Origin of the sequence: Serratia marcescens subsp. marcescens ATCC 13880 (assembly GCF_017299535.1) — a bacterium.
Lineage (GTDB): Bacteria > Pseudomonadota > Gammaproteobacteria > Enterobacterales > Enterobacteriaceae > Serratia > Serratia marcescens.
This window is the reverse complement of the sequence record NZ_CP071238.1, coordinates 1,330,367-1,355,088: the sequence shown is the minus strand read 5'-3', so window position 1 is coordinate 1,355,088 and position 24,722 is coordinate 1,330,367. Positions and strand designations below refer to the sequence as shown.

Below are 24,722 nucleotides of genomic sequence, written 5' to 3'. Positions count from 1 at the left end.
GCTTGATTCCGCAGTCGAAATTATTTAACGGCCAACTCAAGGAGAAATTCATGAGCAACAATGCAAACGCACAGGCGCAGCTGGATAATTTACGCAACGTCGCTTCCCAGCTGAAGGAAATGCGCCACTATGCGCAGGCGAATACCGAGACGCTCTCCGCACACTGGCTGGCCTTCGATCAGGGGGAATGTAAAAATAAGGCATTCGCCGAAGCCATTAACGACCTGTTGAATAAACAGGGCGCCTGTTTGGAAGGACTGGAAAAAACCATTCAGGATATCGAGATAGAATTGAACCGTCTCGACAAAGCCGCCTGATAATACCATTTTAAATAAACCCGCCGCGCGCGGGTTTATTTTTAGCTGCGGCAGATGACGCGCGCAATATCCCCAGACGTCGTCAGCGCGCGTATTTCGCTGAACAGTTCGGTGGCTTCGTCATATTCTTTACGCAAATAACCCAGCCACTGTTTGATGCGTGCCACGTGATACAGACCGGTGTCGCCCTGCTTTTCCAGATGGACATATTTTTGCAGCAGCTCAACCACCTGCGGCCAGGGCATGCGCGGCTCGTTATACTTCACCACCCGGCTCAGGTTCGGCACGTTGAGCGCGCCGCGCCCCAGCATGACGGCGTCGCAGCCGGTCGCCTGCAGGCAATCCTGCGCGCTCTGGTGATCCCAGATCTCGCCGTTGGCGATCACCGGGATGCTCAGCCGCTGACGGATCTCGCCGATCGCCGCCCAATTGATGCGATCCGCCTTGTAGCCGTCCTCTTTGGTGCGGCCATGCACCGTCAGCTCGCTGGCGCCGGCCTGCTGCACCGCATCGGCGATTTCAAAGCTGCGGCTGGAGGAATCCCAGCCCAGACGCACCTTCACCGTGACCGGCAGATGGGCCGGCACCGCCGCGCGCATCGCTTTGGCGCCCTGGTAGATCAATTCCGGATCTTTGAGCAGCGTCGCCCCGCCGCCGCTGCCATTCACCAGCTTGGACGGGCAGCCGCAGTTGAGATCGACGCCGTAAGAGCCCAGTTCCACCGCACGCGCGGCGTTCTCCGCCAGCCATTGCGGGTACTGCCCCAGCAGCTGTACCCGCACCAGCGTGCCCGATGGCGTGCGGCTGGCGTGACGCAGCTCCGGGCACAGCCGGTAGAACGACTTGGCCGGCAGCAGCTGATCGACCACGCGCAAAAATTCGGTGATGCACAGATCGTAGTCGTTCACTTCGGTGAGCAACTCACGCACCAAAGAGTCGAGAACGCCCTCCATCGGAGCCAATAATACGCGCATGACCAATCCCAGCTAAAAAAAGACCCGCAATGATACGGGTGAATGCCCGCGTCAGACAAGCCTCAGCGGGCATTAAAAATGCCGTCAGCCCAGCCGGCGGATCGGTTGGCCGGCGAGGAACGCCGCAATGTCCTCGACCGCCTCGGTGAAGTAAGCGCGGTAGTTGTCGTCCGCCACATAACCCACATGCGGCGTCGCCAGCACGTTGGGCAGTTGGCGAAACACATCGTCGGCCGGCAGCGGCTCCGTCTCGAACACGTCCAGCCCGGCGCCGGCGATCTTCCGCTGTTGCAGGATGTCCACCAACGCCGCCCGATCGACGATCCCCGCGCGCGAGGTGTTGATCAGGTAAGCGGTGGGCTTCATCGCCGCCAATTCATCACGCCCCACCAACCCGCGGCTGCGGTCGCTCAGCACCAGGTGAATGGAGACAAAATCGCTCTGCTCAAACAGCGCCCGTTTGGATGACGCCAGCTCAGCGCCCTCCTGCGCCGCCCGTTCCGCCGTCAGGTTTTGGCTCCAGGCCAGCACCCGCATGCCGAACGCCTGCGCCACCTTGGCCATTTGGCCGCCGATCTTGCCCAATCCCAGCAGCCCCAGCGTCTTGCCCTGCAGGGTGACGCCGAGATCCCGTTGCCACGGACCGTTGTTTTGCAGCCCGACGCTTTCCGGTACGATATGCTTCGCCAGCCCGAGCAGCAGCGCCCAGGTCAACTCCATCGGCGCCGCCGACCCGCTGCGGGTGCCGCACACGACTACGCCACGCTCGGCGGCGGCGGCCAAATCGATAGCGGCGTTGCGCATGCCGGAGGTGATCAGCAGCTTCAGCTTCGGCAGCCGCGCCAGCAGCGAGGCGGTCATCGGCGTGCGCTCGCGCATGATGACCAAAATGTCGCACTCCTGCAGATGCACCGCCAGTTCCGCTTCATCGGTAAAGTGCGCGCTGATGGCGGACACCTCCACCCGATCGGCCAGCGCCGACCAGTCCGCCATCTTGAGCGCCACCTGCTGGTAATCATCGAGAATTGCGCACTTCAATTTCATCTCCGTCTCCTGGAATGTAGGGGTAGCCACCGTCCAGCCTAGTACGAAAATGGCGTTCCGCCAGGCAAAAAAAAGCCGCCCGTATCGGCGGCTTACTCTTTGAGCAATCAGGCTTATTCAGCCGGTTTGCGATTGCGCGGGCGGCGCGAAGACGGCGCGCCGGAACGGCGTTGACCGTCCCCCTGCGGGCGAGTGTTGCCGTTGCCACGGTTTTCACGCTGGCCGCCGTTCGCGTTACCGCTGCGCTGACCGCCGCCGTTACCGGAACGCTGGCCGCCGCCGTTGCCGCGCGGCGCACCGCGTCCGCCGCCCTGGCGGCCGTTGATGATCGGCTCGGCTTTGATGGTCGGATCCGGCTCGTAGCCCGGCAGCGCAATGCGCGGAATTTCACGCTTCAGCAGACGCTCGATGTCGCGCAGCAGCTTGTGTTCATCCACGCACACCAGCGAAATAGCTTCACCGGTGCGTTCCGCGCGGCCGGTACGGCCAATACGGTGCACATAGTCTTCCGGCACGTTAGGCAGCTCATAGTTCACCACGTGCGGCAGCTGGTCGATATCCAGACCGCGCGCCGCGATATCGGTCGCCACCAGCACGCGGATGCGGCCGTCTTTGAAATCGGCCAACGCACGGGTACGGGCGCCCTGGCTCTTGTTGCCGTGGATCGCCGCAGCGGTGATGCCGTCTTTGTTCAGCTGTTCCGCCAGGTGGTTGGCGCCGTGCTTGGTGCGGGTAAACACCAGCACCTGTTTCCAGTCGCCTTCGCCGATCATCTGCGACAGCAGTTCCCGCTTACGCTTCTTGTCGACGAAGTGCACGCTCTGTTCGATCTGCTCGGACGCGGTGTTGCGGCGCGCCACTTCCACCGAGGCCGGGTTGTGCAGCAGCTTGTTGGCCAGCGCCTTGATGTCGTCGGAGAAGGTCGCGGAGAACAGCAGGTTCTGGCGCTTGGCCGGCAGCTTGGCCAGCACGCGGCGGATGTCGTGGATAAAGCCCATGTCCAACATGCGGTCCGCTTCGTCCAACACCAGAATTTCGATTTTGGACAGGTCAACCGCGTTCTGATGTTCCAGATCCAGCAGACGGCCCGGCGTCGCCACCAGGATATCGACGCCGCCGCGCAGCTTCATCATCTGCGGGTTGATGCTCACGCCGCCAAACACCACCAGCGAACGCAGGCGCAGGTGTTTGCTGTAGGCCTCGACGTTTTCGCCGATCTGCGCCGCCAGCTCACGGGTTGGCGTCAGGATCAGCGCGCGCACCGGGCGACGGCCTTTGACCGGATGGTCATGCTTGCTCAGCAGCTGCAACAGCGGCAGGGTAAAACCGGCGGTTTTACCGGTGCCGGTCTGGGCGCTGGCCATCAGGTCACGACCTTCCAGCACGACAGGGATAGCCTGACGCTGGATTGGCGTCGGTTCGCGATAGCCCTGTTCTTCAACAGCGCGCACAATTTCAGCACTTAAGCCGAGGGTTTCAAATGACATAAAGAGAAAAACTCCAGATCCCCCCTAACCTAACGGTGTTCGGTGCAGTTTCCTGGGAGGATGATCAGACGGGGCATTAAGCATGACCACGAGGGATTGGCACAAACTGCAGTGCACCAGGCGCCGATTGTAACAGAAGTCGCGCAATAAAAAGCACTTTTACGCACCTAGAGCACAATCTGCCGTAAATTCAGCATTGTCTGAAGCCGATCACATAACTCATTGTGGTTAGCGGTTGCGTTTTAGACAATCTGGCATAAAGTTAATCATATGATTGATTAACTTCGAGCGTGACCCATGCCAGCTTCCGTCCCTCATCAGGCCGCCGGCCGGGCGCGCGGCGAGCAAACGCGCAGGCAGCTGCTCGCCGCGGCGACCGAACTGTTCGGCGAATTCGGCCTGCAGGGCGCCACCACGCGCGATATCGCCCAGCGCGCCGGCCAGAACATCGCCGCCATTACCTATTACTTCAGCTCCAAAGAGGGGCTGTATCTGGCCGTGGCGCAGTCGCTCGCCGATTTCATCCAGCAGGCGTTCGCCCCGTTGGCCGAAGAGGTCGATCGCTTTGGGCAAGAAGCGCCCGAACAACGCTCACCCGACGCGGCGCTACGCTTGCTGCAGCGTGGCCTGCTGGCCTTCAGCGAGCTGATGACCCAGCCGCACACGCTGAACCTGAGCAAAATCATGTCGCGCGAACAGCTCGCCCCGACCGAGGCCTACCCGCTGATCCACCGCCAGGTGATCGCGCCGATGCACGAGCGGCTGTGCCGCCTGCTGTCGGCCGCCACCGGCATCGACGAACGCGCCACCCGCCTGGTGTTGCATACCCATGCGCTGATCGGCGAGGTGCTGTCGTTCCGCGTGGCGCGAGAGACCATTCGCCGTCAGGCCGGCTGGCAAGAGATTGGCGAGGGCGAAGCGGCGCAAATCGCGGCGGTGCTGAGCGAGCATATCGAGATTTTAGTTATTGGGCTGCGCCAACGTCACGGCGCGTAAATTCAGGCAGGGAGTGTTATGAACAAAAAACGCAGTGCCTTGATCGTGTTGTTAATTCTGCTGATCGCGGCCGCCGCTTACGGGGTCTGGCATTACCAACAGCAGCAGGATAAGCCGCTGACGCTGTACGGCAACGTCGATATCCGCACGGTCAACCTCGGCTTTCGCGTCGACGGCCGCCTGGCGTCGCTGACGGTGGATGAAGGCGATGCCGTTCAGCCAGGCCAGTTGCTCGGCAAGCTGGACGACGCCCCCTACCGCAACGCGCTGCAGCAGGCCGAAGCCAACGTCGGCAGCGCGCGCGCCAAACTGTCGCTGCTGCAGGCCGGCTATCGCACCGAAGAGATAGCCCAGGTGCAGTCAGAAATGGCGCAGCGCCAGTCCGCCTTCACCTATGCCGACAGCTTCCTGAAACGCCAGCAGGGGCTGTGGGCGAAAAACGCCACCTCCGCCGACGCGCTGGAGGATGCGCGCACCGCCCGCAATCAGGCGCAGGCCAATCTGCAGGCGGCGAAGGACAAGCTGTCGCAATACCGCAGCGGCAATCGCCCGCAAGAAATTGAACAGGCCAAGGCCGACGTGGCGCAAAGCGAAGCGGCGTTGGCGCAGGCGCAGTTGAACCTGCAAGACGCCACGCTGATCTCCCCTTCCGCCGGCACGGTGCTGACCCGTGCGGTAGAGCCGGGCACCATGCTCGGCGCCGGCGGCACGGTGTTCGCCCTGTCGTTGACCCGGCCGGTGTGGGTGCGCGCCTACGTCAACGAAACCAGCCTGAATCAGGCGGTGCCCGGCACCGAGTTGGAAATTTACACCGACGGCCGCCCCGGCAAGCCTTATCACGGCAAGATCGGTTTCGTCTCGCCGACCGCGGAATTCACGCCGAAAAGCGTTGAAACGCCGGATCTGCGCACCGATCTGGTGTATCGCCTGCGGGTGATCGTCACCGACGCCGACGACGCGCTGCGCCAGGGCATGCCGGTCACCCTGCGCTTCGCCAAACCCTGAGGCCGGCCATGGAACAGGCGCACACCATCGAGCTGGAAGGGCTGGAAAAACGCTTCCCGTCGCTTGAGAAACCGGCGGTCGCCAGCCTGACCACCACCCTGCGCAGCGGCGCGGTGATCGGGCTGGTCGGCCCGGACGGCGCCGGCAAAACCACCCTGCTGCGCATGCTGGCCGGGCTGCTGCAGCCCAGCAGCGGCAAGCTGCGGGTCGCCGGGCTGGATCCGATCGGCCAGGATCGTCAACTGCACGCGATCCTCGGCTACATGCCGCAGAAGTTCGGGCTGTATGAGGATCTGACGGTGATGGAGAACCTGACGCTGTACGCCGCTCTGCGCGGTGTCACCGGCGATCTTCGCCGCCAGACCTTCGAACGGCTGCTGAAATTCACCGATCTGACCCGCTTCACTGAGCGCCTGGCGGGCAAGCTGTCCGGCGGCATGAAGCAAAAACTGGGACTGGCCTGCACGCTGGTGGGCGCCCCCCAGGTGCTGCTGCTGGATGAACCGGGCGTCGGCGTCGATCCGATCTCGCGCCGCGAACTGTGGCGCATGGTGCACGAGCTGGCCAACGACGGCATGTTGATCCTGTGGAGCACCTCTTATCTCGACGAAGCCGAGCAGTGCCGCGAAGTGCTGCTGCTCAACGAGGGCGAGCTGCTGTTCAGCGGCGCGCCGCAGGATCTGACTCGCCGTATGGCCGGGCGCACGGTGTTGATCGCCGCGCCGCCGGGCAGCCATCGATCGTTGCTGCAGCGGGCGATCTGCCTGCCGGCGGTCACCGACGGCGTGATCCAGGGCAAGTACCTGCGCCTGATCCTGAAAGAAGGCGAAGATCACCGCCAGCTGCTGCAGGCGCTGGATCTGCCGGACGCCGAACTGAACGAAGCGGATCCGCGCTTCGAGGATGCGTTTATCGATCTGCTCGGCGGCGGCCCCAACCATCGCTCGGCGCTGGCGGAGATCATGCCGACCGTCAACGGCGAAAGTGGCGAAACGGTGATCGAAGCGGTGCAGTTGACCAAGAAATTCGGCGATTTCGCCGCCACCGATCACGTCGATTTCCAGGTGCGGCGCGGCGAAATCTTCGGCCTGCTCGGCCCGAACGGCGCCGGCAAGTCCACCACCTTCAAAATGATGTGCGGCCTGCTGGTGCCGTCCGGCGGCAAGGCGCTGGTGCTGGGGATGGATCTGAAGACCAGTTCCGGCAAGGCGCGCCAACGCCTCGGCTACATGGCGCAAAAATTCTCGCTGTACGGCAACCTGACGGTGGCGCAGAACCTGAAATTCTTCTCCGGCGTCTACGGCCTGAGCGGCAAGGCGCAGCGCGACAAAATCGACGAGATGTCGCGCGCCTTCAACTTCGCGCCGATCCTCGATCAGACGCCGGACGCGTTGCCGCTCGGCTTCAAACAGCGCCTGGCGCTGGCCTGCGCGCTGATGCACGAACCGGATATTCTGTTCCTCGACGAACCGACTTCCGGCGTCGATCCGCTGACGCGGCGCGAGTTCTGGCTGCACATCAACGGCATGGTCGACAAGGGCGTGACGGTGATGGTGACCACCCACTTTATGGACGAGGCGGAATACTGCGACCGCATCGGCCTGGTGTATCGCGGCAAGATCATCGCCGCCGGCACGCCGGACGATCTCAAACAGCAGGTGGCGCGCGACGACAATCCCAGCCCTTCGATGGAGCAGGCGTTTATCGAGCTGGTGCAGGGCTACGACGAGGAGGAAACGCGGTGAGCGATAACCGAACCCCAATCGACGAGAGCGGCTTCTCCTGGCGCCGGCTGCGCGCGCTGTGCCTGAAGGAAACGCGGCAGATACTGCGCGATCCCAGCAGCGGCCTGATCGCCTTCGTCATCCCGCTGATGCTGCTTTTCATCTTTGGCTACGGCATAAACCTGGACTCCAGCAAGCTGCATCTGGGCATTCTGATGGAGCAACAGAGCGAAGACGCGCGCGATCTGGCCCACGCCTTCGCCGGTTCGCCCTATATCGAACCGACCATCAGCGACAACCGCCAACAGCTGATCCAGCAGATGCAGGCCGGCACGATCCGCGGCCTGGTGGTGATCCCGGTGGATTTCGACCAGCGCATGGCGCGCCCGCACGACAGCGCCCCTATCCAGGTGATCACCGACGGCAGCGAGCCGAACACCGCCAACTTCGTGCAGGGCTATGCCCAGGGCGTATGGCAAGTTTGGCAGCAGCAGCGCGCCGCCGATCGGGGGAACAACGACAAACCGCTGATTGACGTGCAGATGCGCTACTGGTTCAACCCGGCGGCCATCAGCCGGCACTACATCATTCCCGGCGCCATCACCATCATCATGACGGTGATCGGCGCCATTCTCACCTCGCTGGTGATCGCCCGCGAATGGGAGCGCGGCACCATGGAGGCTCTGCTGTCCACCCAGGTGACGCGCAGCGAGCTGCTGCTCTCCAAACTGATCCCTTATTACTTCCTCGGCATGATCGCCATGGCGCTGTGCATGGCGGTGGCGGTGTGGGTGCTCGGCGTGCCCTATCGCGGTTCGCTGCCGATCCTGCTGCTGATCAGCAGCCTGTTCCTCGCCAGCACCCTCGGCATGGGCCTGCTGATCTCCACCCTCACCCGCAACCAGTTCAACGCGGCGATGGTGGCGCTGAACGCCGCCTTTCTGCCGTCGATCATGCTGTCCGGCTTCATTTTCCAGATCGACAGCATGCCGGCCATCGTGCGCGCGGTGACCTACATCATTCCGGCGCGTTACTTCGTCAGCACGCTGCAAACGCTGTTCCTGGCGGGCAACGTCGGCACCGTGCTGGCGATCAATCTGCTGTTCCTGATCGCTTCCGCCGTGGTGTTCATCGGCCTGACGGCCTGGAAAACCCAGCGTCGGCTGGATTAAGGAGAAAGAGCGATGTTTCACCGTCTGTTGACGCTCATCATCAAGGAAATGCAGGCGCTGCTGCGCGATCCGCAAACCCGCGCCATCCTGATCATGCCGGTGATCCTGCAGGTGCTGCTGTTCCCGTTCGCCGCGACGCTGGAGGTGACCAACGCCACCATCGCGGTCTACAGCGAGGACAGCGGCCAGGCTTCGGTGGAGCTGACCCAACGCTTCGCCAAGGCTAAAGCTTTCTCCCATGTGCTGCTGCTGCGCAACCCGCAGGAGATAAAGACCACCATTGATAACCAACGGGCGCTGCTGCTGATCCGCTTCCCGGCGCAGTTCTCGCGCGATATCGCCGCCGGCAATACCGCGCCGCTGCAGCTGCTGCTCGACGGGCGCAACTCCAACAGCGCGCAGATCGCCGCCAACTACGTGCAGCAGATCGTGCAGGAATATCAGAACGAGCTGCTCGGCAACCGCGCCAAACCCAACAACAGCGAACTGGTGGTGCGCAACTGGTATAACCCGAATCTGGACTACAAATGGTTCGTGGTGCCGTCGCTGATCGCCATGATCACCACCATCGGCGTACTGATCGTCACCTCGCTGTCGGTGGCGCGCGAACGCGAACAGGGCACGCTGGAACAGCTGCTGGTCTCGCCGCTCACCACCTGGCAAATCTTTATCGGCAAGGCGGTGCCGGCGCTGATCGTCGCCAGCTTCCAGTCCAGCATCGTGCTGTTGATCGGCATCTTCCTGTACCAGATCCCGTTCGCCGGATCGCTGCTGCTGTTCTATGCCACCATGCTGATCTACGGGCTGTCGCTGGTCGGTTTCGGCCTGCTGATCTCGTCGCTGTGCGCCACTCAGCAGCAGGCGTTTATCGGCGTGTTCGTGTTCATGATGCCGGCGATCCTGCTCTCAGGTTACGTCTCGCCGGTGGAGAATATGCCGGTGTGGCTGCAGGATCTGACCTGGGTGAACCCGATACGCCACTTCACCGACATCACCAAGCAGATCTACCTGAAAGACGCCAGCTTCAGCATCATCTGGCGCAGCCTGTGGCCGCTGCTGGTGATCACCGCCACCACCGGCAGCGCCGCCTACGCGCTGTTTCGCCGCAAAATCGCATAAAAAAAGCTCTGCATATCACATGCAGAGCTTTTTGATCGCCAGATACCCTAAGGCTTGAAAGACGACGGATTTAGCGGCGGTTGCCGAAGATGCGCAGCAACATCAGGAACAGGTTGATGAAGTCGAGATACAGCGTCAGCGCGCCGACGATGGCGTACTTGCGGAAGCCGTCTTTATCATCGGCGTTCAGCTGCTCGCCCATCGCCTTGAGTTTCTGCGTGTCGTACGCGGTCAGGCCGACGAACACCACCACCCCGATGTAGGTAATCGCCCACATCAGCGCGGTGCTTTTCAGCCAGATGTTCACCAGCGAAGCCAGCACGATGCCGATCAGCGCCATGAACAGCATGCTGCCGAAGCCGCTCAGATCGCGCTTGGTGGTGTAGCCGTACAGGCTCATCGCGCCGAACATGCCGGCGGTGACCACGAAGGTGCTGGCGATCGAGCTGTAGGTATAAGCGATGAAGATGCTCGACAGCGTCAGCCCGGTCAGCGCCGAGTACAGCATGAACAGCGAGGTGGCCACCGCGCCGCTCAGGCGGTTGACCATGCCGGAAATCACGAACACCAGCGCCAACTGGGCGATGATCAGACCGAAGAAGGTGATCTGGCTGGAGAAGATGAAGTTGAGGATCGCGGGCGTATTGGCCGCATACCAGGAAACGAACGCCGTCAGCAGCAGACCGCAGGTCATCCAGCCGTAAACCTGCGCCATGTAGGCCTGAATGCCGCTGTTGGCACGTTCGACGATTGAACCATTAGAGCGTGGATATCGGTCCATGACGGTTACCTTTTGCGTTGTAAACAAGATTCCGAAGCCCCGCGAACGGGGCTTCGCCTGCTATAAGCGTACCACAGAATAGGCCGCGCGAAAGCGGCAAAGGTCTTGATTTGTTTCCGCTGTTGAGGCGTTATTTAGCCGCGTCGTGCCAGCGCTGCGCGGCCTCGCGATCGCTGTCGCGAGCGTCCACCCAACGATCGCCCTGGCCGGTCGCTTCGCGCTTCCAGAACGGCGCCCGGGTCTTCAGGTAGTCCATGATGAACTCGCTGGCGGCGAACGCCATGCCGCGGTGCGCGCCGGTCACGCCGACGAACACGATCTCGTCGCCGGGATACAGCGCGCCGATGCGGTGAATCACCGTCACGCGCTGCAGCGGCCAACGGCTGCGCGCCTCGGCCACGATCTCCGCCAGCGCCTTCTCGGTCATGCCGGGGTAGTGTTCCAGCGTCAGCGCGCTGACGTCGTCCCCGAGGTTATGGTTGCGCACCTTGCCGGTGAAGGTCACCACCGCGCCGTCGGCGTCGCACTGCGCCAGCCACTGATACTCGTCGCCGACGTTGAACGGCGCTTCGCCCACGCGAATGCGGGTGTTTTCCATGCTTACCCTCCGGTAACCGGCGGGAAGAAGGCCACTTCATCGCCGGCGCGCAGCGGGTGATCCGCCGCCACCAGCGACTGATTGACCGCCGCCAACAGCTTGCCGGACTCCAGCGCCAGCGCCCAGCGATCGCCGCGCGCGCACAACGCCTGGCGCAGCGCCTCGACGGTCGGGTAATCCGCCGGCATCGACAGCGCGCCGGTGCCCACCAGTTCGCGCACCTGCGCGAAGAAAAGAATATCGATCATGCGTTCACCTTAAAATCGCCGGATTTGCCGCCGCTTTTCGCCAGCAGGCGCACCGGGCCGATCACCATATCTTTCTGTACCGCTTTGCACATGTCATAGATGGTCAATGCCGCCACCGAGGCGGCGGTCAGCGCTTCCATCTCGACGCCGGTTTTGCCGGTCAGCCGGCAGCAGGTTTCAATGCGCACCCGGCTGTGCTCCGTTTGCGCCTCCAGCTGCACTTCGACTTTGCTCAACATCAGCGGGTGGCATAGCGGGATCAGTTCCCAGGTGCGTTTGGCCGCCTGAATGCCGGCGATGCGCGCCGTGGCGAACACGTCGCCCTTGTGATGGCTGCCGTCGACGATCATCGCCAACGTGGCGGGCAGCATCTCGACGAAGGCTTCGGCGCGCGCCTCGCGCACCGTTTCGGCCTTGGCGGAAACGTCGACCATATGGGCTTCGCCGGCGGCGTTAATGTGGGTTAGCTGTGTCATGAATCAGGGCTTCTTCAAATGGGGCTGGAAGTTGCACGGGCGATGGCGCGCGTCCAACTGCTCTTCGATAATCCGCTCCCAGGCGGTGCGGCAGGCGCGGGTGGAACCCGGCATGGCGAAAATCACCGTGCGGTTGGCCAGGCCGGCCAGCGCGCGCGACTGGATCGTCGCGGTGCCGATCTCTTCGTACGACACCATGCGGAACAGTTCGCCGAACCCTTCCACCTCTCTGTCGAACAGCGGCAACAGCGCTTCCGGCGTGTTGTCGCGCGCGGTAAAACCGGTGCCGCCGGAGATCAGCACCGCCTGCACGTTGTCATCGGCGATCCACGCGGAAACCCGCGCGCGGATCTGGTAAATGTCATCTTTGACGATGGCGCGATCCACCACCTGATGGCCGGCTTCCTGCGCCGCTTCCTGCAGATATTGGCCGGAGGTGTCTTCCGCCGCGCCGCGGCTGTCGGACACGGTCAGGATGGCGATATGCACCGGAATAAACTCGCTGCTCGCATGGCTCATGGTTCAATAAGCTCCTATTGGCTGTCAGCCGCCGATAAACGACAGGTTCTGGGTGATCCCGCTGTTGCCCTGATGCAGGAAATGGGTCTGCTTCTTGCTCAGCAGCCCGCTCTGAATGCGCGCCTTCAGCGCGTCGAGCTGGCCGTCGTCCGCCAGCAGATCGCGCAGGGGCACCCCCTGCTCGCCGAACAGGCACAGATGCAGATTGCCGATGGAAGAAACGCGCAGCCGGTTGCAGCTGGCGCAGAAGTCTTTTTCATACGGCATGATAAGACCCACCTCACCCTGGTAGTCCGGGTGGCTGAACACCTGAGCCGGGCCGTCGCTGCGGCCGCGCGCCTGGCGCTGCCAGCCTTGCTGTTCCAGCTGCCGGCGAATCACTTCGCCGGAAACGTGGTGTTTGCGAAACAGCTCGCCGCCCTCGCCGGTTTCCATCAGTTCGATAAAGCGCAGCTGGATCGGCCGATCCTTGATCCAGGCGAGAAACGCGCCGAGTTGCTGGTGATTGACGTCGCGCATCAGCACGGCGTTGACCTTGACCTTGCTGAAACCGGCGCTGAAGGCGGCGTCGATGCCGTCCATCACCTGGCGGAACTTGTCCTGGCCGGTGATGGCGTGAAACTGACGGGGATCCAGGCTGTCGATGCTGACGTTGATCGCCGTCAGGCCGGCGTCACGCCAGGCGGCGACGTCGCGCGCCAGACGGTAGCCGTTGGTGGTGACCGCCAAGGTACGGATGGCCGGGTTTTCCCGCACGGCGGCGATGATCTCGGTAAAATCACGGCGCAGCGAAGGTTCGCCACCGGTCAGGCGCACCTTTTCGGTGCCCAGTTCGGCGAACGCGCGGCTGACGCGGCGGATTTCATCCAGCGACAGGAAGCTTTTCGGGCTGCCGCTCGGCTTGTAGCCGTCGGGCAGACAATAGGTGCAACGAAAGTTGCACACGTCGGTGATCGACAAGCGCAGGTAATAGAACTTGCGCTCATAAGCATCAATGAGTTGCGGTACCATAACACCTTTCCAAAGTCGGGAGATGCGAGCGTTTCCCCTCTGCACCCTGGTGGCTGACTTCGCCACGGCCCAGGCGCCATATCGTTCCGGATGAACAACGTAGGCGCAGGGGCTAGGAGTTTGATTTCTCTTCCCGCTACCTTGAGTAGCCGGAATGAAACCGTGGTTTTCAGCAGAATTCTAGCGCTAATCGGCAACGATAGCCAACGCGTTAATTCGCTATATAATTGTCTATACAGCGTTTTTAGACGCCGTCTATTCGGGTAAACCATGATAAACATCGCTTGCGTGGACGAATTGACCAGAATCACGCAAATGACACTCTTTATCGCGTTTTTATGCCGGATCCGCTACCTTATGCGGGCAGTTCAGCCCCTTTGTAAGGAAATTTATGCGTAATCGTACCCTGGCCGATCTCGACCGCGTGGTGGCGTTGGGCGGCGGACACGGCCTGGGCCGTGTGATGTCGGCCCTGTCGTCCTTAGGCTCCCGCCTGACCGGCATCGTCACCACCACCGACAACGGCGGTTCCACCGGCCGCATCCGCCGTTCGGAAGGCGGCATTGCCTGGGGCGATACCCGCAACTGTCTCAACCAGCTGATCACCGAACCGAGCGTCGCCTCGGCGATGTTCGAATACCGTTTCAGCGGCAACGGTGAGCTGGCCGGCCATAACCTGGGCAACCTGATGCTGAAAGCGCTGGATCACCTGAGCGTGCGCCCGCTGGAAGCGATCAATCTGGTGCGCAGCTTGCTGAAGGTGGATGCGGCGCTGATCCCGATGTCGGAGCAGCCGGTGGATTTGATGGCGCACGATCACGAAGGCAATCACGTTTACGGTGAAGTGAATGTCGATCAACTGGCCCACATGCCGCAGGAGCTGATGCTGTCGCCCCCGGTCAACGCCACGCGCGAAGCGCTGGACGCCATCGCGCAAGCCGACGTGATCCTGATCGGGCCGGGCAGCTTTCTCACCAGCCTGATGCCGCTGCTGCTGCTGGACGATCTCACCCAGGCGCTGCGCCGCAGCAGCGCCAGCATGATCTATATCGGCAACCTCGGCCGCGAGCTGAGCGTGGCCGCCGCGGCGCTGTCGTTAAAGGATAAGCTGACGCTGATGGAAGAGAAGATCGGCCGCCGGATGATCGATGCGCTGATCGTCGGCCCGGCGGTGGACGCCAGTGAAGTGCAGGATCGGGTGGTGATTCAACAGCCGCTGGAAGCGAGCGACATCCCCTACCGCCACGATCGCCAACTGCTGCGCCAGGCGCTGGATCACGCGCTGGTGGAGCTGGCCGCCCGCCGCTGACCGAATTTAACCGTCTCGCCCGCGCAGCCAGGGATTATCGCTGGCCGGGGCGGGATGGCTGACCATATCGATATACAGATCTTCCACCTCTTTGCGCGCCCAGGGCGTGCGACGCAAAAACTTCAGGCTGGACTTGATGCTCGGATCGCTGCGGAAGCAGTTGATGCGAATGCGCGCGCCCAGTTCGGACCAACCGTAGTGATCCACCAGTTTATTCAGCAGTTGCTCCAGCGTCACGCCGTGCAGCGGGTCTTTAGACTGGTGTTGGCTCATGTTCGGTACTCTTCGTGGTCAAATCGGGCCGCACACCATAACAGCTTTGGCGCGGCCGACAAGGAATTTTGACGCCCACGGCGCGGGCGCCGTCCAACGGTCAGGAAATCGCGATGAACTGCTCGCGCAGCTGGTGGATCTCGTCGCGCAGCGCAGCCGCCTGCTCGAACTCCAGGTTTTGCGCGTGGGTGTACATCTGCGCTTCCAGATCGCGGATTTTCTGATCCAGCGCTTTCGGCGTGAGGTTCTGGAGCTGAGCGCCGCCGTCCACTGCCTTGCTCCTGCCTTTACCCTTGGCGCGGTTGACCGGCTGACCGATCTGCAGAATGTCGCCGATCTTCTTGTTCAGCCCCTGCGGCACGATGCCGTTGGCTTCGTTATAGGCCTGCTGCTTGGCGCGGCGCCGCTCGGTTTCACCGATCGCCTTGGCCATCGAATCGGTGATGCGATCGCCATACAGGATCGCCTTACCGTTCAGGTTACGCGCCGCGCGGCCGATGGTCTGGATCAGCGAACGTTCGGAACGCAGGAAGCCTTCCTTGTCGGCGTCCAGAATCGCCACCAGCGACACCTCAGGCATGTCGAGCCCCTCACGCAACAGGTTGATGCCCACCAGCACGTCGAACTCGCCCAGACGCAGGTCACGAATGATTTCGACCCGTTCCACGGTATCGATATCCGAGTGCAGGTAGCGCACGCGCTCGCCATGCTCTTCCAGATATTCGGTCAGGTCTTCCGCCATGCGTTTGGTCAGGGTGGTCACCAGCACGCGCTCGTTGATCGCCGCGCGCTTGCGGATCTCGGAGAGCAGATCGTCCACCTGGGTGGCGACCGGCCGCACTTCCACGATCGGATCCAGCAACCCGGTCGGCCGCACCACCTGATCGATCAGATCGCCGCCGGATTTCTCCAGCTCATATTTGCCCGGCGTGGCGGAAACATAGATGGTCTGCGGCGCCAACGCCTCGAACTCCTCGAAGCGCAAGGGGCGGTTGTCCAGCGCCGACGGCAGACGAAAGCCGTACTCCACCAGCGTTTCCTTGCGCGCGCGGTCGCCCTTGAACATCGCGCCAATCTGCGGAATGGTCACGTGGGATTCGTCGACCACCAGCAGGCCGTCCGCCGGCAGGTAGTCGAACAGCGTCGGCGGCGGCTCGCCCTCGGCGCGCCCGGAAAGGTAGCGCGAGTAGTTTTCGATGCCCGAGCAGTAGCCCAGCTCGTTCATCATCTCCAGATCGAACTGGGTGCGCTGCGTCAGGCGCTGCTCTTCCAGCAGCTTGTTGTTGGCCAGCAGCACCTTGCGGCGGTCCGCCAGATCGACCTTGATCTCTTCCATCGCCTGCATGATCCGCTCGCGCGGCGTCACGTAGTGCGATTTCGGGTAGATGGTAAAACGCGGCACCACCTGTTCAATCTGGCCGGTCAGCGGATCGAACAGCGACAACCGCTCCACTTCTTCGTCGAACAGCTCGACGCGCAACGCCAGCTCGTCCGATTCCGCCGGGAAGATATCGATCACCTCGCCGCGCACGCGGAAAGTGGCGCGCTGGAAAGCCTGATCGTTGCGGGAATACTGCAGCTCCGCCAGGCGGCGCAAAATGGAGCGCTGATCGATGATCATCCCCTGGGTCAGATGCAGCATCATCTTCAGGTAAAGATCCGGATCGCCCAGGCCGTAGATCGCCGACACCGACGCCACCACCACCACGTCGCGCCGCTCCAACAGCGCCTTGGTGGCGGAAAGACGCATCTGCTCGATGTGCTCGTTCACCGAAGCGTCTTTTTCAATGAAGGTGTCGGAGCTGGGCACGTAGGCTTCCGGCTGGTAGTAGTCGTAGTAGGAGACGAAGTACTCCACCGCATTCTCTGGGAAAAACGCTTTCATCTCGCCGTACAGCTGCGCCGCCAGCGTCTTGTTCGGCGCCAGCACCATGGTCGGCCGATTCAGATCGGCTATCACGTTGGCGATGGTGAACGTCTTGCCCGAACCGGTGACCCCCAGCAGCGTCTGGTGCGCCAGGCCGTCTTCCAGCCCCTCTTCCAGCTTGCGGATGGCTTCCGGCTGATCGCCGGCCGGTTTGAACTCGGAATGCAGTTTGAAAAGTTTACTCATTGCTCGGCTACCCTGTGGAGATGCGCGCGCTCAGGCGGCCAGCCGGCTCTGCGCCGGACATGGCCCCTAATTATGGAAAGTGTCGGCGATTTGCGCCAGTGCCCATGATACTGGATATAAAACCAGCTTCAAGCGGATTCGTCGCCGCGCCCGGCACTGCGGCAATGCCGTTGCACCGTGACGTTACAGCGGGGTGACATTTTTATTGTCAATAACAGATTTATCCCCAGAACTTGCCGCGAATTAACTTATTGATAGCACCGCGTCGAAAAATCATACATAGAGACCTGATCAATACCCCTGCGTCTTGATTTTAATTAATCTATTGATATATAAGATATTTAATAAAAAGACGAGAATGCGGGCAAAGCGAACAGAACCCGCGTCCGCTCTCGCTTTACAGCGTTTTTCTAAATCTAATACACAAGGTTATCCACAGGAATAGTGGATAACTCTCACCGCCCCGCCCGGGGCGGGAGTTACAGAAAGAAAGCTTTTCGCCCTTTACACTCGCCAAAATGGCTTTTTTAGTTATTTTTTCATAAAAATATCGCTTTGTTTATGCCGATTAATACTAAAAATCCCCATTGCCAAAATCGCATCGGCCCCTTTCTCGCGGATCGCGCTTGACGGCGGCGCAATGCCTTGCACCATGCCCTCACCGAAGAGCACCACAAGAGTGCAAAAAACGTCCGGGTTAACTTCCCCGCGTATTTTCAGGCTGTCACGGCAGCGCACGTCAGGCCTGACCAGCGGTTAACAAGGCGATAACAATCCCCGTTTTCACCCGGCGGTAAAACTGGCCTGAGAGTTGCTTTATCTTCCTGCGTATAAATGCGGTGCGGCAGCGTGATGCGCTGCCAGCCGCAGCGTGTACCCCTCGCGGTGCTATCGCCTGTAAAAGCGCAAGAACGACACCAAGTCGTCACAAGCGTCGTTTTTAACGACATATTGACTGTCATTCCGTCCACCGCAGACCTTGCTCTGGCTCATTGGACGGACGGCATCTTGTTCCAGACATTGCCACACTCGGGAAATTCGCCGCGCATGCGGCCTTTGCTGTCCCCCGCCAACGAGTGAAACGAGCGTCTATGAGGAGAATGCCAAATGCTGAGCCTGAGATCGGTCAATCAATTCTACGGTCAAAACCACACCCTGTGGGACATCAACCTGGAGCTGCCGCGCGGCCAGTGCACCGTGCTGCTCGGGCGCAACGGCGTGGGCAAGACCACGCTGGTCAACTGCATCATGGGGCATTTGCCGGTGGTGAGCGGCAGCATGACCTGGCAGCCGGCGGATCAGCCGCCGCAAAACCTGCTGCTGCAACCGATGGAGCGCCGCGCGGCACTGGGCATCAGCCACGTCCCGCAAGGGCGGCAACTCTTCTCGCAGCTGAGCGTGGAAGAGAATCTGCAGGTGGCGCAGATGGCCGTGCGCGGCGCCCCTCGCCGCATTCCGCCGCTGATCTACAGCCTGTTTCCCAATTTGCGCCAGATGCGTACCCGCCGCGCCGGCGATCTGTGCGAAGGCGCCCAGCGCCAGTTGGCGATCGGTCGTGCGCTGGCGCAGGAGCCGGCGCTGCTGATCCTCGACGAACCCACGGCGGGCGTGCCGCCCTCGATCGCCGCCGACATCGGCAACGTGATCCGCAGGCTCAACTATGAATTGGGCATGACCATTTTGCTGGTAGAACATCAGCTGCCGTTCGTGCGCCGGGTGGCGGACCGCTTTTGCCTGTTGGATAGCGGGCGCACCGTGGCGCACGGCGCGCTGGCGCAGCTGGATGAGGCGCTGATCGGCGCCGGGCTGGCGGGACAGGAAGGAAGATGAGGGGGGGTCCCCCTCATGGGGCGTTTGTTTATAGCAGGCTGATGTCCAGATACTGCCCCAACCGCGCCCGTTCGGCCTGCGGCAGGTGCGGGATTTCGCCCAGCAGCGGCGCCGGCAGCATGCGGCGCAGCGTGGCCAGGTATTCCTGATGCCGCCGCCCCGGCGGCGTCACGTCGTTGGCGATCCAACCGGCCAGCGTCAGCCCCGCCTGTTGCACCGCCTGCGCCGTCAGCACCGCGTGGTTGATGCACCCCAGTTTGATGCCCACCACCAGGATCACCGGCAGTTGCTCCTGCCGTACCCAGTCGGCGAAGGTGTACTCCGCCGACAGCGGAGTAAACCACCCGCCGGCGCCCTCGACCAGCACCCAGTCGGCGCGCTGCTCCAGCCGGCGCAGGCCGTCGGACAGCCGCGCCGCGTCGATCGGCCGGCCTTCATCGGCGCTGACGATATGCGGCGAGGTCGGTTCGGCAAAAACGTAAGGGTTCACTTCGTCGTAATCCAGCGCCACGCCGCTGTTGGCCTGCAGCGCCAGCGCGTCGCCGTTGCGCAGCCCCTCGGCGGTCATCTCGCTGCCGGAAGCGACCGGCTTATAGCCGGCGCTGCGGTAACCCGCCCGGTTGGCGGCCTGCAGCAAGGCGCTGCTGGCGACGGTTTTCCCCACTTCGGTGTCGGTGCCGGTCACGAACCAACGTTTAATCACGATAAATCACTCCATAAGCCAGATGATAGCTGAGCGGGAACTGTCCCTGCCGGCACGGGTAAGCCGCCTGCAACGCGGCGAGACGGCCGCGCGACATCAGGCCGCCCTCGCGCCCCTGATGCAAATGCGTCGCCCCGATGCCCTTGAGCGAACGCATCAGCGTCATCACGTCCGGGTAGTTCAGGGTGCGTAATTCCGTCACCAGCTCGTGTCGATAGGCAGCGCAGGCGGCGCGGATCTGCGTCAACGGCAAAAAGGCGTTCACGTGACGTTCGCCGTCCACCTGTTGCCAGGCGTCCCCCAATTCCTCCAGCGAGCCCGCCGCCAGCGTGGAAAACAGGATCACGCCGCCGGGACGGGTCACGCGATACAGCTCCGCCAGCGCAGCGGGCAGATCGCTGCACCACTGCACTACCAGGCTGCTGAAACAGATGTCCATCGCCGCGTCGGGCAGTGGCACCTGTTCGATATCGCCCAGCAGATAATGGTGCGCCGCCTGTTGCTGACGGGCGAACGCTAACATCCCCGGCGCCAGATCGAGCGCGGTCACCTGCTTGCCGCGCTCGCGCCACATACGGCTGAAATAGCCGGTGCCGCAGCCGGCGTCCAGCAGCCGTTCGCCCGGGTGGGAACTCCCCATCCCCAGTAAGCGCTCGCCAACGTCACGCTGCAGCGCGGCGGCGGCGTCGTAGCTGCCGGCCGCGCGGCTGAAGGCCGAGGCGACCGCCTGTTTGTTCACCCTGTCATTGGCTGACGTCATGCAATACCTCCAGCAGGCGATCGATGTCCTGCGGCTGGTGCGCCGCCGTCAGGGTAATACGCAGCCGCGCGCCGCCCGGCGGCACCGTCGGCGGACGGATGGCGCTCACCCACAGCCCCCGCTCGCGCAGGCGGGTCGCCAGATCGAGCGCGCGTTGATTGTCACCCACCAGCAGCGGCTGGATGGCGGTGTCGGAGTCCGTCAGGGTCAGCGCCAACGGCGCCGCGCCCTGGCGGAAACGGCGAATATTGTCCTGCAGCCGGGCGCGCAGTTCATCGCCCTCTTGAATGCGGGCCAGCGCCGCCTGCAGCGCGCAGGCCTGCGCCGGCGGCATCGCGGTGCTGTAAATCAGATGGCGGGCGAACTGCAGCAGATACTCGGCGGTCGCCTCATCGCACAGCACCGCCGCGCCGCTGACGCCGAACGCCTTGCCGAAGGTCGCCACCAGCAGTTCAGGGCGCACGCCCTGCTGCCAGCAGCTGCCGCGGCCTTGCTCGCCGCGCACGCCGACGCCGTGGGCATCGTCCACCATCAGCCAGGCGCCCGCCGCGCGGGTTAAGCGGTACAGTTCCGCCAATGGCGCGCCATCGCCGTCCATGCTGAACACCCCTTCGGTCACCGCCAGCCGCTGCCCGTCGCAGGGTTTGGCCAGCAAATCCGCCAAAGCCTGCGGCTGATTGTGCTGAAACCGGCGCAGCTCGGCCGGCGACTGCGCCGCCGCCTCCAGCAGCGAGGCGTGGCTGAGGCGATCGGCCAAAATGCGATCGCCCTTCTGCATCAACGCCGCCAGCACCGCCTGGTTGGCGGCGTAACCGGAGATGAACAGCAGCGCGCGCGGATAGCCGAGCCACGCCGCCAGTTGCTCTTCCAGCGCCTGATGCGCCACGCTAAAGCCGGTGACGTGGCCCGAACCGCCGCTGCCGATGCCGTAACGCTGCGCGCCCTGCTGCCAGGCGGCGATCACCCGCGCATCCTGGCTCAGCCCCAGGTAGTCGTTACCGGAGAAGTTCAGATAGAGACGATCGTCGAGCCGGATCTGGCGGCCGTTGCCGCCCTCGGTGGCCTGTCGCCGACGGTAGGCGGCGTTGAGGCGCCGCTCCGCCAGCGCCTGCTCGATGCGTTGTGGCCAGCTCATCACGGCGCCGCGTTGTAAAACTCGGCGGTATCGGCGTTCAGCAGTTGCTTGGCCAGCACCTGCTGTTGCTGGTTGTCGCCGTGTTCGGTGGCGGTCTGCTGCGGGTTCAATCCCAGCTTGCGGAACAGCTGCAGATCCTTATCTTCTTCCGGATTCGGCGTGGTCAGCAGCTTGCAACCGTAGAAGATGGAGTTGGCGCCGGCCATGAAGCACATCGCCTGCGTCTGTTCGTTCATCTGTTCACGGCCGGCGGAAAGGCGGACATAAGAGGATGGCATCATGATGCGCGCCACCGCGATGGTGCGGATGAAGTCAAACGGATCGACGTCGTCGTTATCCGCCAGCGGCGTGCCTTTCACCTTCACCAGCATGTTGATCGGCACGCTCTCCGGCGGTTTCGGCAGGTTGGCCAGCTGCACCAGCAGCCCAGCGCGGTCGCGCACCGTTTCACCCAGCCCGACGATGCCGCCGGAGCACACTTTGATGCCGGCGTCGCGCACCTTGTCGAGCGTATCCAGACGCTCCTGGTAGCTGCGGGTGGTGATGATGTTGCCGTAGAACTCCGGCGAGGTGTCGAGGTTATGGTTGTAGTAATCCAATCCGGCTTCCGCCAACCGCTCGGCCTGAGTACCGTCAAGCGTGCCCAGCGTCATGCAGGTTTCCATGCCCATCGCTTTCACGCCCTGCACCATCTGCTGCAAATAAGGCATATCGCGCTCGTGCGGGTTCTTCCACGCCGCGCCCATGCAAAAACGGGTCGAGCCGTTCGCTTTGGCTTTGCGCGCCGATTCCAGCACCTGCTCAACCTGCATCAGTCGCTCCGACTCCAGGCCGGTCTTGTAGCGTGAGCTCTGCGGGCAGTATTTACAGTCTTCCGGGCAAGCGCCGGTTTTGATCGACAGCAGCGTGCTGACCTGCACCTGACGCGGGTCGAAGTGCCGGCGGTGTACGGTTTGCGCTTCGAACAGCAGTTCAAGCAGCGGTTTATCAAACAGGGCCTGGGCTTGCCCTACTGTCCAGTGAATGCGATCGGCCATCATGGCGTCTCCAAAACGAAAAAGTGTCGCCAGTTTAAATATTGTGGATATACTGTCAACCAATCTTAATTCAATTTGGTTTACAAGTATGTCTGTCACCGCTTCCGACCTGGCGTTTGACCAACGCCATATCTGGCATCCCTACACCTCCATGAGCCGCCCGTTGCCCTGTTACCCGATCGAGTCGGCCAGCGGCGTCGAGCTGCAGCTGGCGGATGGCCGGCGTCTGGTGGACGGCATGTCCTCCTGGTGGGCGGCGATCCACGGGTACAACCATCCGAGTCTGAATCAGGCCGCCAGTCAGCAACTGGAGAAGATGTCGCACGTGATGTTCGGCGGCATCACCCATCCGGCCGCCATCTCGCTGTGCCGTCGGCTGGTGGAGATGACGCCGGAAGCGCTGCAGTGCGTGTTCCTGGCGGATTCCGGTTCGGTGGCGGTGGAAGTGTCGCTGAAGATGGCGCTGCAGTATTGGCAGGCGCGCGGCGAGCGCCGGCAGCGCATCCTGACGCTGCGCCACGGCTATCACGGCGATACCTTCGGCGCGATGTCGGTCTGCGATCCGGACAACTCGATGCACAGCCTCTATCAGGGCTATCTGGCGCCGCACCTGTTCGCCACCGCACCGCAGTGCCGCTTCGATGAGGAATGGCGCGAAGAGGACATTGCGCCGTTCGCCGCGCTGCTGGAGCAGCACGCCGGTGAAGTGGCGGCGGTGATCCTGGAACCGGTGGTGCAAGGCGCCGGCGGCATGCGCATCTACCACCCAACCTACCTCAAGCGGGTGCGCGAGCTGTGCGATCGCCATCAGGTGCTGCTGATCGCCGATGAGATCGCCACCGGCTTCGGCCGCACCGGCAAGCTGTTCGCCTGCGAACACGCGCAGGTGGTGCCGGACATTCTCTGCCTGGGCAAGGCGCTGACCGGCGGCTACATGACGCTGTCCGCTACCCTGACCACCCGCCACGTAGCGGAGACCATCAGCAACGGCGCGGCCGGCTGCTTTATGCACGGGCCGACCTTTATGGGCAACCCGCTGGCCTGTGCGGTGGCGGACGCCAGCCTGGCGCTGCTGGCGGAAAATCGCTGGCAGGCGCAGGTGAGCGCCATCGAAGCCCAGTTGAAGCGGGAACTGCTGCCGTTGGCGGCGCTGCCGAAGGTGGCGGACGTGCGGGTGCTGGGGGCGATTGGGGTGGTGGAGATGCGCGAACCGGTGGATGTCGCCGAGCTGCAGCGCGGGTTCGTCGAGCGCGGGGTATGGATCCGGCCATTCGGCAAACTGATTTACCTGATGCCGCCTTACATCATCGAAGCGGAACAGCTCAGCCGCCTGACCGCCGCCGTGGCCGCCGCCGCGCGTTAATGCCTTACCAATGCTGGTCCAGATAGCGGGCCAGCAATCCCAGACACAGCAGCCAGAGTAAAATGATCATCGCCGCCGCCATGCGGCCGGTGGGGTTATCGACGCGCTTTTGCGCCTTCTCACGCAGCTCGGCCATCAGCGGTTTGGGGATCAGGCGCACCGCCAGCATGATGCCCAACGGCACGATGATCACATCGTCCAGATAGCCCAGCACCGGAATGAAATCCGGGATCAAATCGATTGGCGAGATCGCATAGCCGGCCACCAGCAGCGCGATGAGCTTGGCGTACCATGGGGTGCGCTTATCACGGGCGGCCAGCCACAGCGCGTAGATATCGCGTTTGATGCCTTTGGCCCAACGGCGCAACCAACCGAACCACGGCGTGCGTTTTTTCAGTGAAATCATGATTACTTCATATAAGAACGTAAAACGGTCATCAATTGCTCGATGTCCTGCTCACGCTGCTGCGGCGTAGCGTCCGCGGCAGCCAGATGTTCGCGCACATGCCCTTCCAGCACCTGCGCCATTAAACCGTTGACCGCGCCGCGCACCGCCGCGATCTGCTGCAGAACAGCAGAACATTCGCCGCCGCTCTCCAGCGCGCGCTCCAGCGCTTCGGCCTGCCCTTTAATGCGGCGCACCCGCGCCAACAGCTTCTTTTGATCTCTGAGGGTATGGCTCATTATTTCCGCCCGATTGTTATTTACTATACTGGGGTATAGTATAT

27 protein-coding genes and 1 riboswitch are annotated in these 24,722 nt (G+C 62.5%); of the genes, 9 read left to right on the top strand and 18 right to left on the bottom strand.

Going from position 1 to position 24,722, the window contains the following annotated elements:
* Window positions 1–50 precede the first annotated feature (50 nt).
* A complete protein-coding gene (locus J0F90_RS06385) occupies window positions 51–317 on the top strand; it encodes a hypothetical protein (protein ID WP_004939738.1) in 267 nt (88 codons plus the stop codon).
* A 41-nt stretch (window positions 318–358) separates the two neighbouring features.
* Here J0F90_RS06385 and dusC read toward each other — a convergent pair whose 3' ends face one another.
* From dusC to rhlE, 3 genes are all read right to left on the bottom strand, one after another.
* Window positions 359–1,291 (bottom strand): tRNA dihydrouridine(16) synthase DusC, encoded by a 933-nt coding sequence (dusC, locus tag J0F90_RS06380; protein WP_028127658.1) that lies wholly within the window; start codon window positions 1,289–1,291, stop codon window positions 359–361.
* A gap of 84 nt (window positions 1,292–1,375) precedes the next feature.
* Window positions 1,376–2,335 (bottom strand): D-2-hydroxyacid dehydrogenase family protein, encoded by a 960-nt coding sequence (locus J0F90_RS06375; RefSeq protein ID WP_033641036.1) that lies wholly within the window; start codon window positions 2,333–2,335, stop codon window positions 1,376–1,378.
* A 113-nt stretch (window positions 2,336–2,448) separates the two neighbouring features.
* Window positions 2,449–3,822, bottom strand: coding sequence for an ATP-dependent RNA helicase RhlE (gene rhlE, locus J0F90_RS06370; RefSeq protein ID WP_033641037.1), 1,374 nt, complete (start codon window positions 3,820–3,822; stop codon window positions 2,449–2,451).
* 297 nt (window positions 3,823–4,119) lie between these two features.
* Here rhlE and J0F90_RS06365 point away from each other — a divergent pair, with 297 nt between their 5' ends.
* From J0F90_RS06365 to J0F90_RS06345, 5 genes are read left to right on the top strand one after another with little or no spacing between them, the layout of a single operon-like run.
* Window positions 4,120–4,818, top strand: a complete 699-nt coding sequence (locus J0F90_RS06365) for a CerR family C-terminal domain-containing protein (RefSeq protein WP_033641038.1) — start codon at window positions 4,120–4,122, stop codon at window positions 4,816–4,818.
* A gap of 18 nt (window positions 4,819–4,836) precedes the next feature.
* A complete protein-coding gene (gene hlyD / locus J0F90_RS06360) occupies window positions 4,837–5,823 on the top strand; it encodes a secretion protein HlyD (RefSeq protein ID WP_033641039.1) in 987 nt (328 codons plus the stop codon).
* Window positions 5,824–5,831: 8 nt separating this feature from the next.
* On the top strand, window positions 5,832–7,568 hold the full coding sequence (locus J0F90_RS06355; RefSeq protein WP_033641040.1) for an ATP-binding cassette domain-containing protein: 1,737 nt from the start codon (window positions 5,832–5,834) through the stop codon (window positions 7,566–7,568).
* Entirely contained in the window at window positions 7,565–8,719 is a 1,155-nt protein-coding gene (locus J0F90_RS06350) for an ABC transporter permease (protein WP_033641041.1), read from the top strand. Before J0F90_RS06355 ends, J0F90_RS06350 begins: the two co-directional genes overlap by 4 nt.
* Window positions 8,720–8,731: 12 nt before the next feature.
* Complete coding sequence (locus tag J0F90_RS06345) at window positions 8,732–9,838, top strand: ABC transporter permease (RefSeq protein ID WP_033641042.1); 1,107 nt, start codon at window positions 8,732–8,734, stop codon at window positions 9,836–9,838.
* A 70-nt stretch (window positions 9,839–9,908) separates the two neighbouring features.
* Here J0F90_RS06345 and J0F90_RS06340 read toward each other — a convergent pair whose 3' ends face one another.
* From J0F90_RS06340 to moaA, 6 genes are all read right to left on the bottom strand, one after another.
* Complete coding sequence (locus J0F90_RS06340) at window positions 9,909–10,619, bottom strand: Bax inhibitor-1/YccA family protein (RefSeq protein ID WP_004939761.1); 711 nt, start codon at window positions 10,617–10,619, stop codon at window positions 9,909–9,911.
* Window positions 10,620–10,749: 130 nt separating this feature from the next.
* Complete coding sequence (gene moaE, locus J0F90_RS06335) at window positions 10,750–11,217, bottom strand: molybdopterin synthase catalytic subunit MoaE (protein ID WP_033641043.1); 468 nt, start codon at window positions 11,215–11,217, stop codon at window positions 10,750–10,752.
* 2 nt (window positions 11,218–11,219) lie between these two features.
* Complete coding sequence (gene moaD, locus J0F90_RS06330) at window positions 11,220–11,465, bottom strand: molybdopterin synthase sulfur carrier subunit (RefSeq protein WP_004939768.1); 246 nt, start codon at window positions 11,463–11,465, stop codon at window positions 11,220–11,222.
* Window positions 11,462–11,941 (bottom strand): cyclic pyranopterin monophosphate synthase MoaC, encoded by a 480-nt coding sequence (moaC, locus tag J0F90_RS06325; protein WP_004939770.1) that lies wholly within the window; start codon window positions 11,939–11,941, stop codon window positions 11,462–11,464. Before moaC ends, moaD begins: the two co-directional genes overlap by 4 nt.
* Before the next feature lie 3 nt (window positions 11,942–11,944).
* On the bottom strand, window positions 11,945–12,460 hold the full coding sequence (gene moaB, locus J0F90_RS06320) for a molybdenum cofactor biosynthesis protein B (RefSeq protein ID WP_033641044.1): 516 nt from the start codon (window positions 12,458–12,460) through the stop codon (window positions 11,945–11,947).
* 24 nt (window positions 12,461–12,484) lie between these two features.
* Complete coding sequence (moaA, locus tag J0F90_RS06315) at window positions 12,485–13,471, bottom strand: GTP 3',8-cyclase MoaA (RefSeq protein ID WP_033641045.1); 987 nt, start codon at window positions 13,469–13,471, stop codon at window positions 12,485–12,487.
* Window positions 13,458–13,602: riboswitch (molybdenum cofactor riboswitch) on the bottom strand. (Overlaps the previous gene by 14 nt.)
* A gap of 260 nt (window positions 13,603–13,862) precedes the next feature.
* Between moaA and J0F90_RS06310 the strand changes: the two genes are divergently transcribed.
* A complete protein-coding gene (locus J0F90_RS06310) occupies window positions 13,863–14,780 on the top strand; it encodes a gluconeogenesis factor YvcK family protein (RefSeq protein ID WP_025301926.1) in 918 nt (305 codons plus the stop codon).
* A 6-nt stretch (window positions 14,781–14,786) separates the two neighbouring features.
* Here J0F90_RS06310 and J0F90_RS06305 read toward each other — a convergent pair whose 3' ends face one another.
* From J0F90_RS06305 to J0F90_RS06295, 3 genes are all read right to left on the bottom strand, one after another.
* Window positions 14,787–15,053 (bottom strand): VF530 family protein, encoded by a 267-nt coding sequence (locus J0F90_RS06305; RefSeq protein ID WP_004939783.1) that lies wholly within the window; start codon window positions 15,051–15,053, stop codon window positions 14,787–14,789.
* 100 nt (window positions 15,054–15,153) lie between these two features.
* On the bottom strand, window positions 15,154–17,166 hold the full coding sequence (uvrB, locus tag J0F90_RS06300; protein WP_016928683.1) for an excinuclease ABC subunit UvrB: 2,013 nt from the start codon (window positions 17,164–17,166) through the stop codon (window positions 15,154–15,156).
* A 531-nt stretch (window positions 17,167–17,697) separates the two neighbouring features.
* Window positions 17,698–17,904 carry a hypothetical protein gene (locus J0F90_RS06295; RefSeq protein WP_126186656.1) on the bottom strand — a complete coding sequence of 69 codons (207 nt, stop codon included), beginning with the start codon at window positions 17,902–17,904 and terminating at the stop codon, window positions 17,698–17,700.
* Between the two features lie 369 nt (window positions 17,905–18,273).
* Here J0F90_RS06295 and J0F90_RS06290 point away from each other — a divergent pair, with 369 nt between their 5' ends.
* Entirely contained in the window at window positions 18,274–18,996 is a 723-nt protein-coding gene (locus tag J0F90_RS06290; RefSeq protein ID WP_016928685.1) for an ATP-binding cassette domain-containing protein, read from the top strand.
* Between the two features lie 28 nt (window positions 18,997–19,024).
* On the opposite strand, the gene bioD is transcribed toward J0F90_RS06290, so the two are convergent.
* The 4 genes from bioD to bioB are packed head-to-tail and all read right to left on the bottom strand — an operon-like array spanning window position 19,025 to window position 22,631.
* The gene (gene bioD, locus J0F90_RS06285; RefSeq protein ID WP_033641046.1) at window positions 19,025–19,699 is read right to left on the bottom strand and encodes a dethiobiotin synthase; all 675 of its coding nucleotides are present in this window, start codon (window positions 19,697–19,699) and stop codon (window positions 19,025–19,027) included.
* Window positions 19,692–20,459: a malonyl-ACP O-methyltransferase BioC gene (bioC, locus tag J0F90_RS06280; RefSeq protein ID WP_033641047.1), complete on the bottom strand. Its 768-nt coding sequence runs from the start codon at window positions 20,457–20,459 to the stop codon at window positions 19,692–19,694. The genes bioD and bioC overlap by 8 nt, the downstream gene beginning before the upstream one ends.
* Window positions 20,443–21,594 carry an 8-amino-7-oxononanoate synthase gene (gene bioF, locus J0F90_RS06275; RefSeq protein WP_033641048.1) on the bottom strand — a complete coding sequence of 384 codons (1,152 nt, stop codon included), beginning with the start codon at window positions 21,592–21,594 and terminating at the stop codon, window positions 20,443–20,445. Before bioF ends, bioC begins: the two co-directional genes overlap by 17 nt.
* Window positions 21,594–22,631: a biotin synthase BioB gene (gene bioB / locus J0F90_RS06270; protein ID WP_028127661.1), complete on the bottom strand. Its 1,038-nt coding sequence runs from the start codon at window positions 22,629–22,631 to the stop codon at window positions 21,594–21,596. The genes bioF and bioB overlap by 1 nt, the downstream gene beginning before the upstream one ends.
* A gap of 88 nt (window positions 22,632–22,719) precedes the next feature.
* Here bioB and bioA point away from each other — a divergent pair, with 88 nt between their 5' ends.
* Window positions 22,720–23,994: an adenosylmethionine--8-amino-7-oxononanoate transaminase gene (bioA, locus tag J0F90_RS06265; protein ID WP_033641049.1), complete on the top strand. Its 1,275-nt coding sequence runs from the start codon at window positions 22,720–22,722 to the stop codon at window positions 23,992–23,994.
* Window positions 23,995–23,998: 4 nt separating this feature from the next.
* Here bioA and J0F90_RS06260 read toward each other — a convergent pair whose 3' ends face one another.
* Both J0F90_RS06260 and J0F90_RS06255 read right to left on the bottom strand, forming a co-directional pair.
* The gene (locus J0F90_RS06260; RefSeq protein WP_025301916.1) at window positions 23,999–24,400 is read right to left on the bottom strand and encodes a YkvA family protein; all 402 of its coding nucleotides are present in this window, start codon (window positions 24,398–24,400) and stop codon (window positions 23,999–24,001) included.
* Between the two features lie 2 nt (window positions 24,401–24,402).
* Window positions 24,403–24,678 (bottom strand): metal/formaldehyde-sensitive transcriptional repressor, encoded by a 276-nt coding sequence (locus J0F90_RS06255; RefSeq protein WP_004939805.1) that lies wholly within the window; start codon window positions 24,676–24,678, stop codon window positions 24,403–24,405.
* Window positions 24,679–24,722 lie beyond the last annotated feature (44 nt).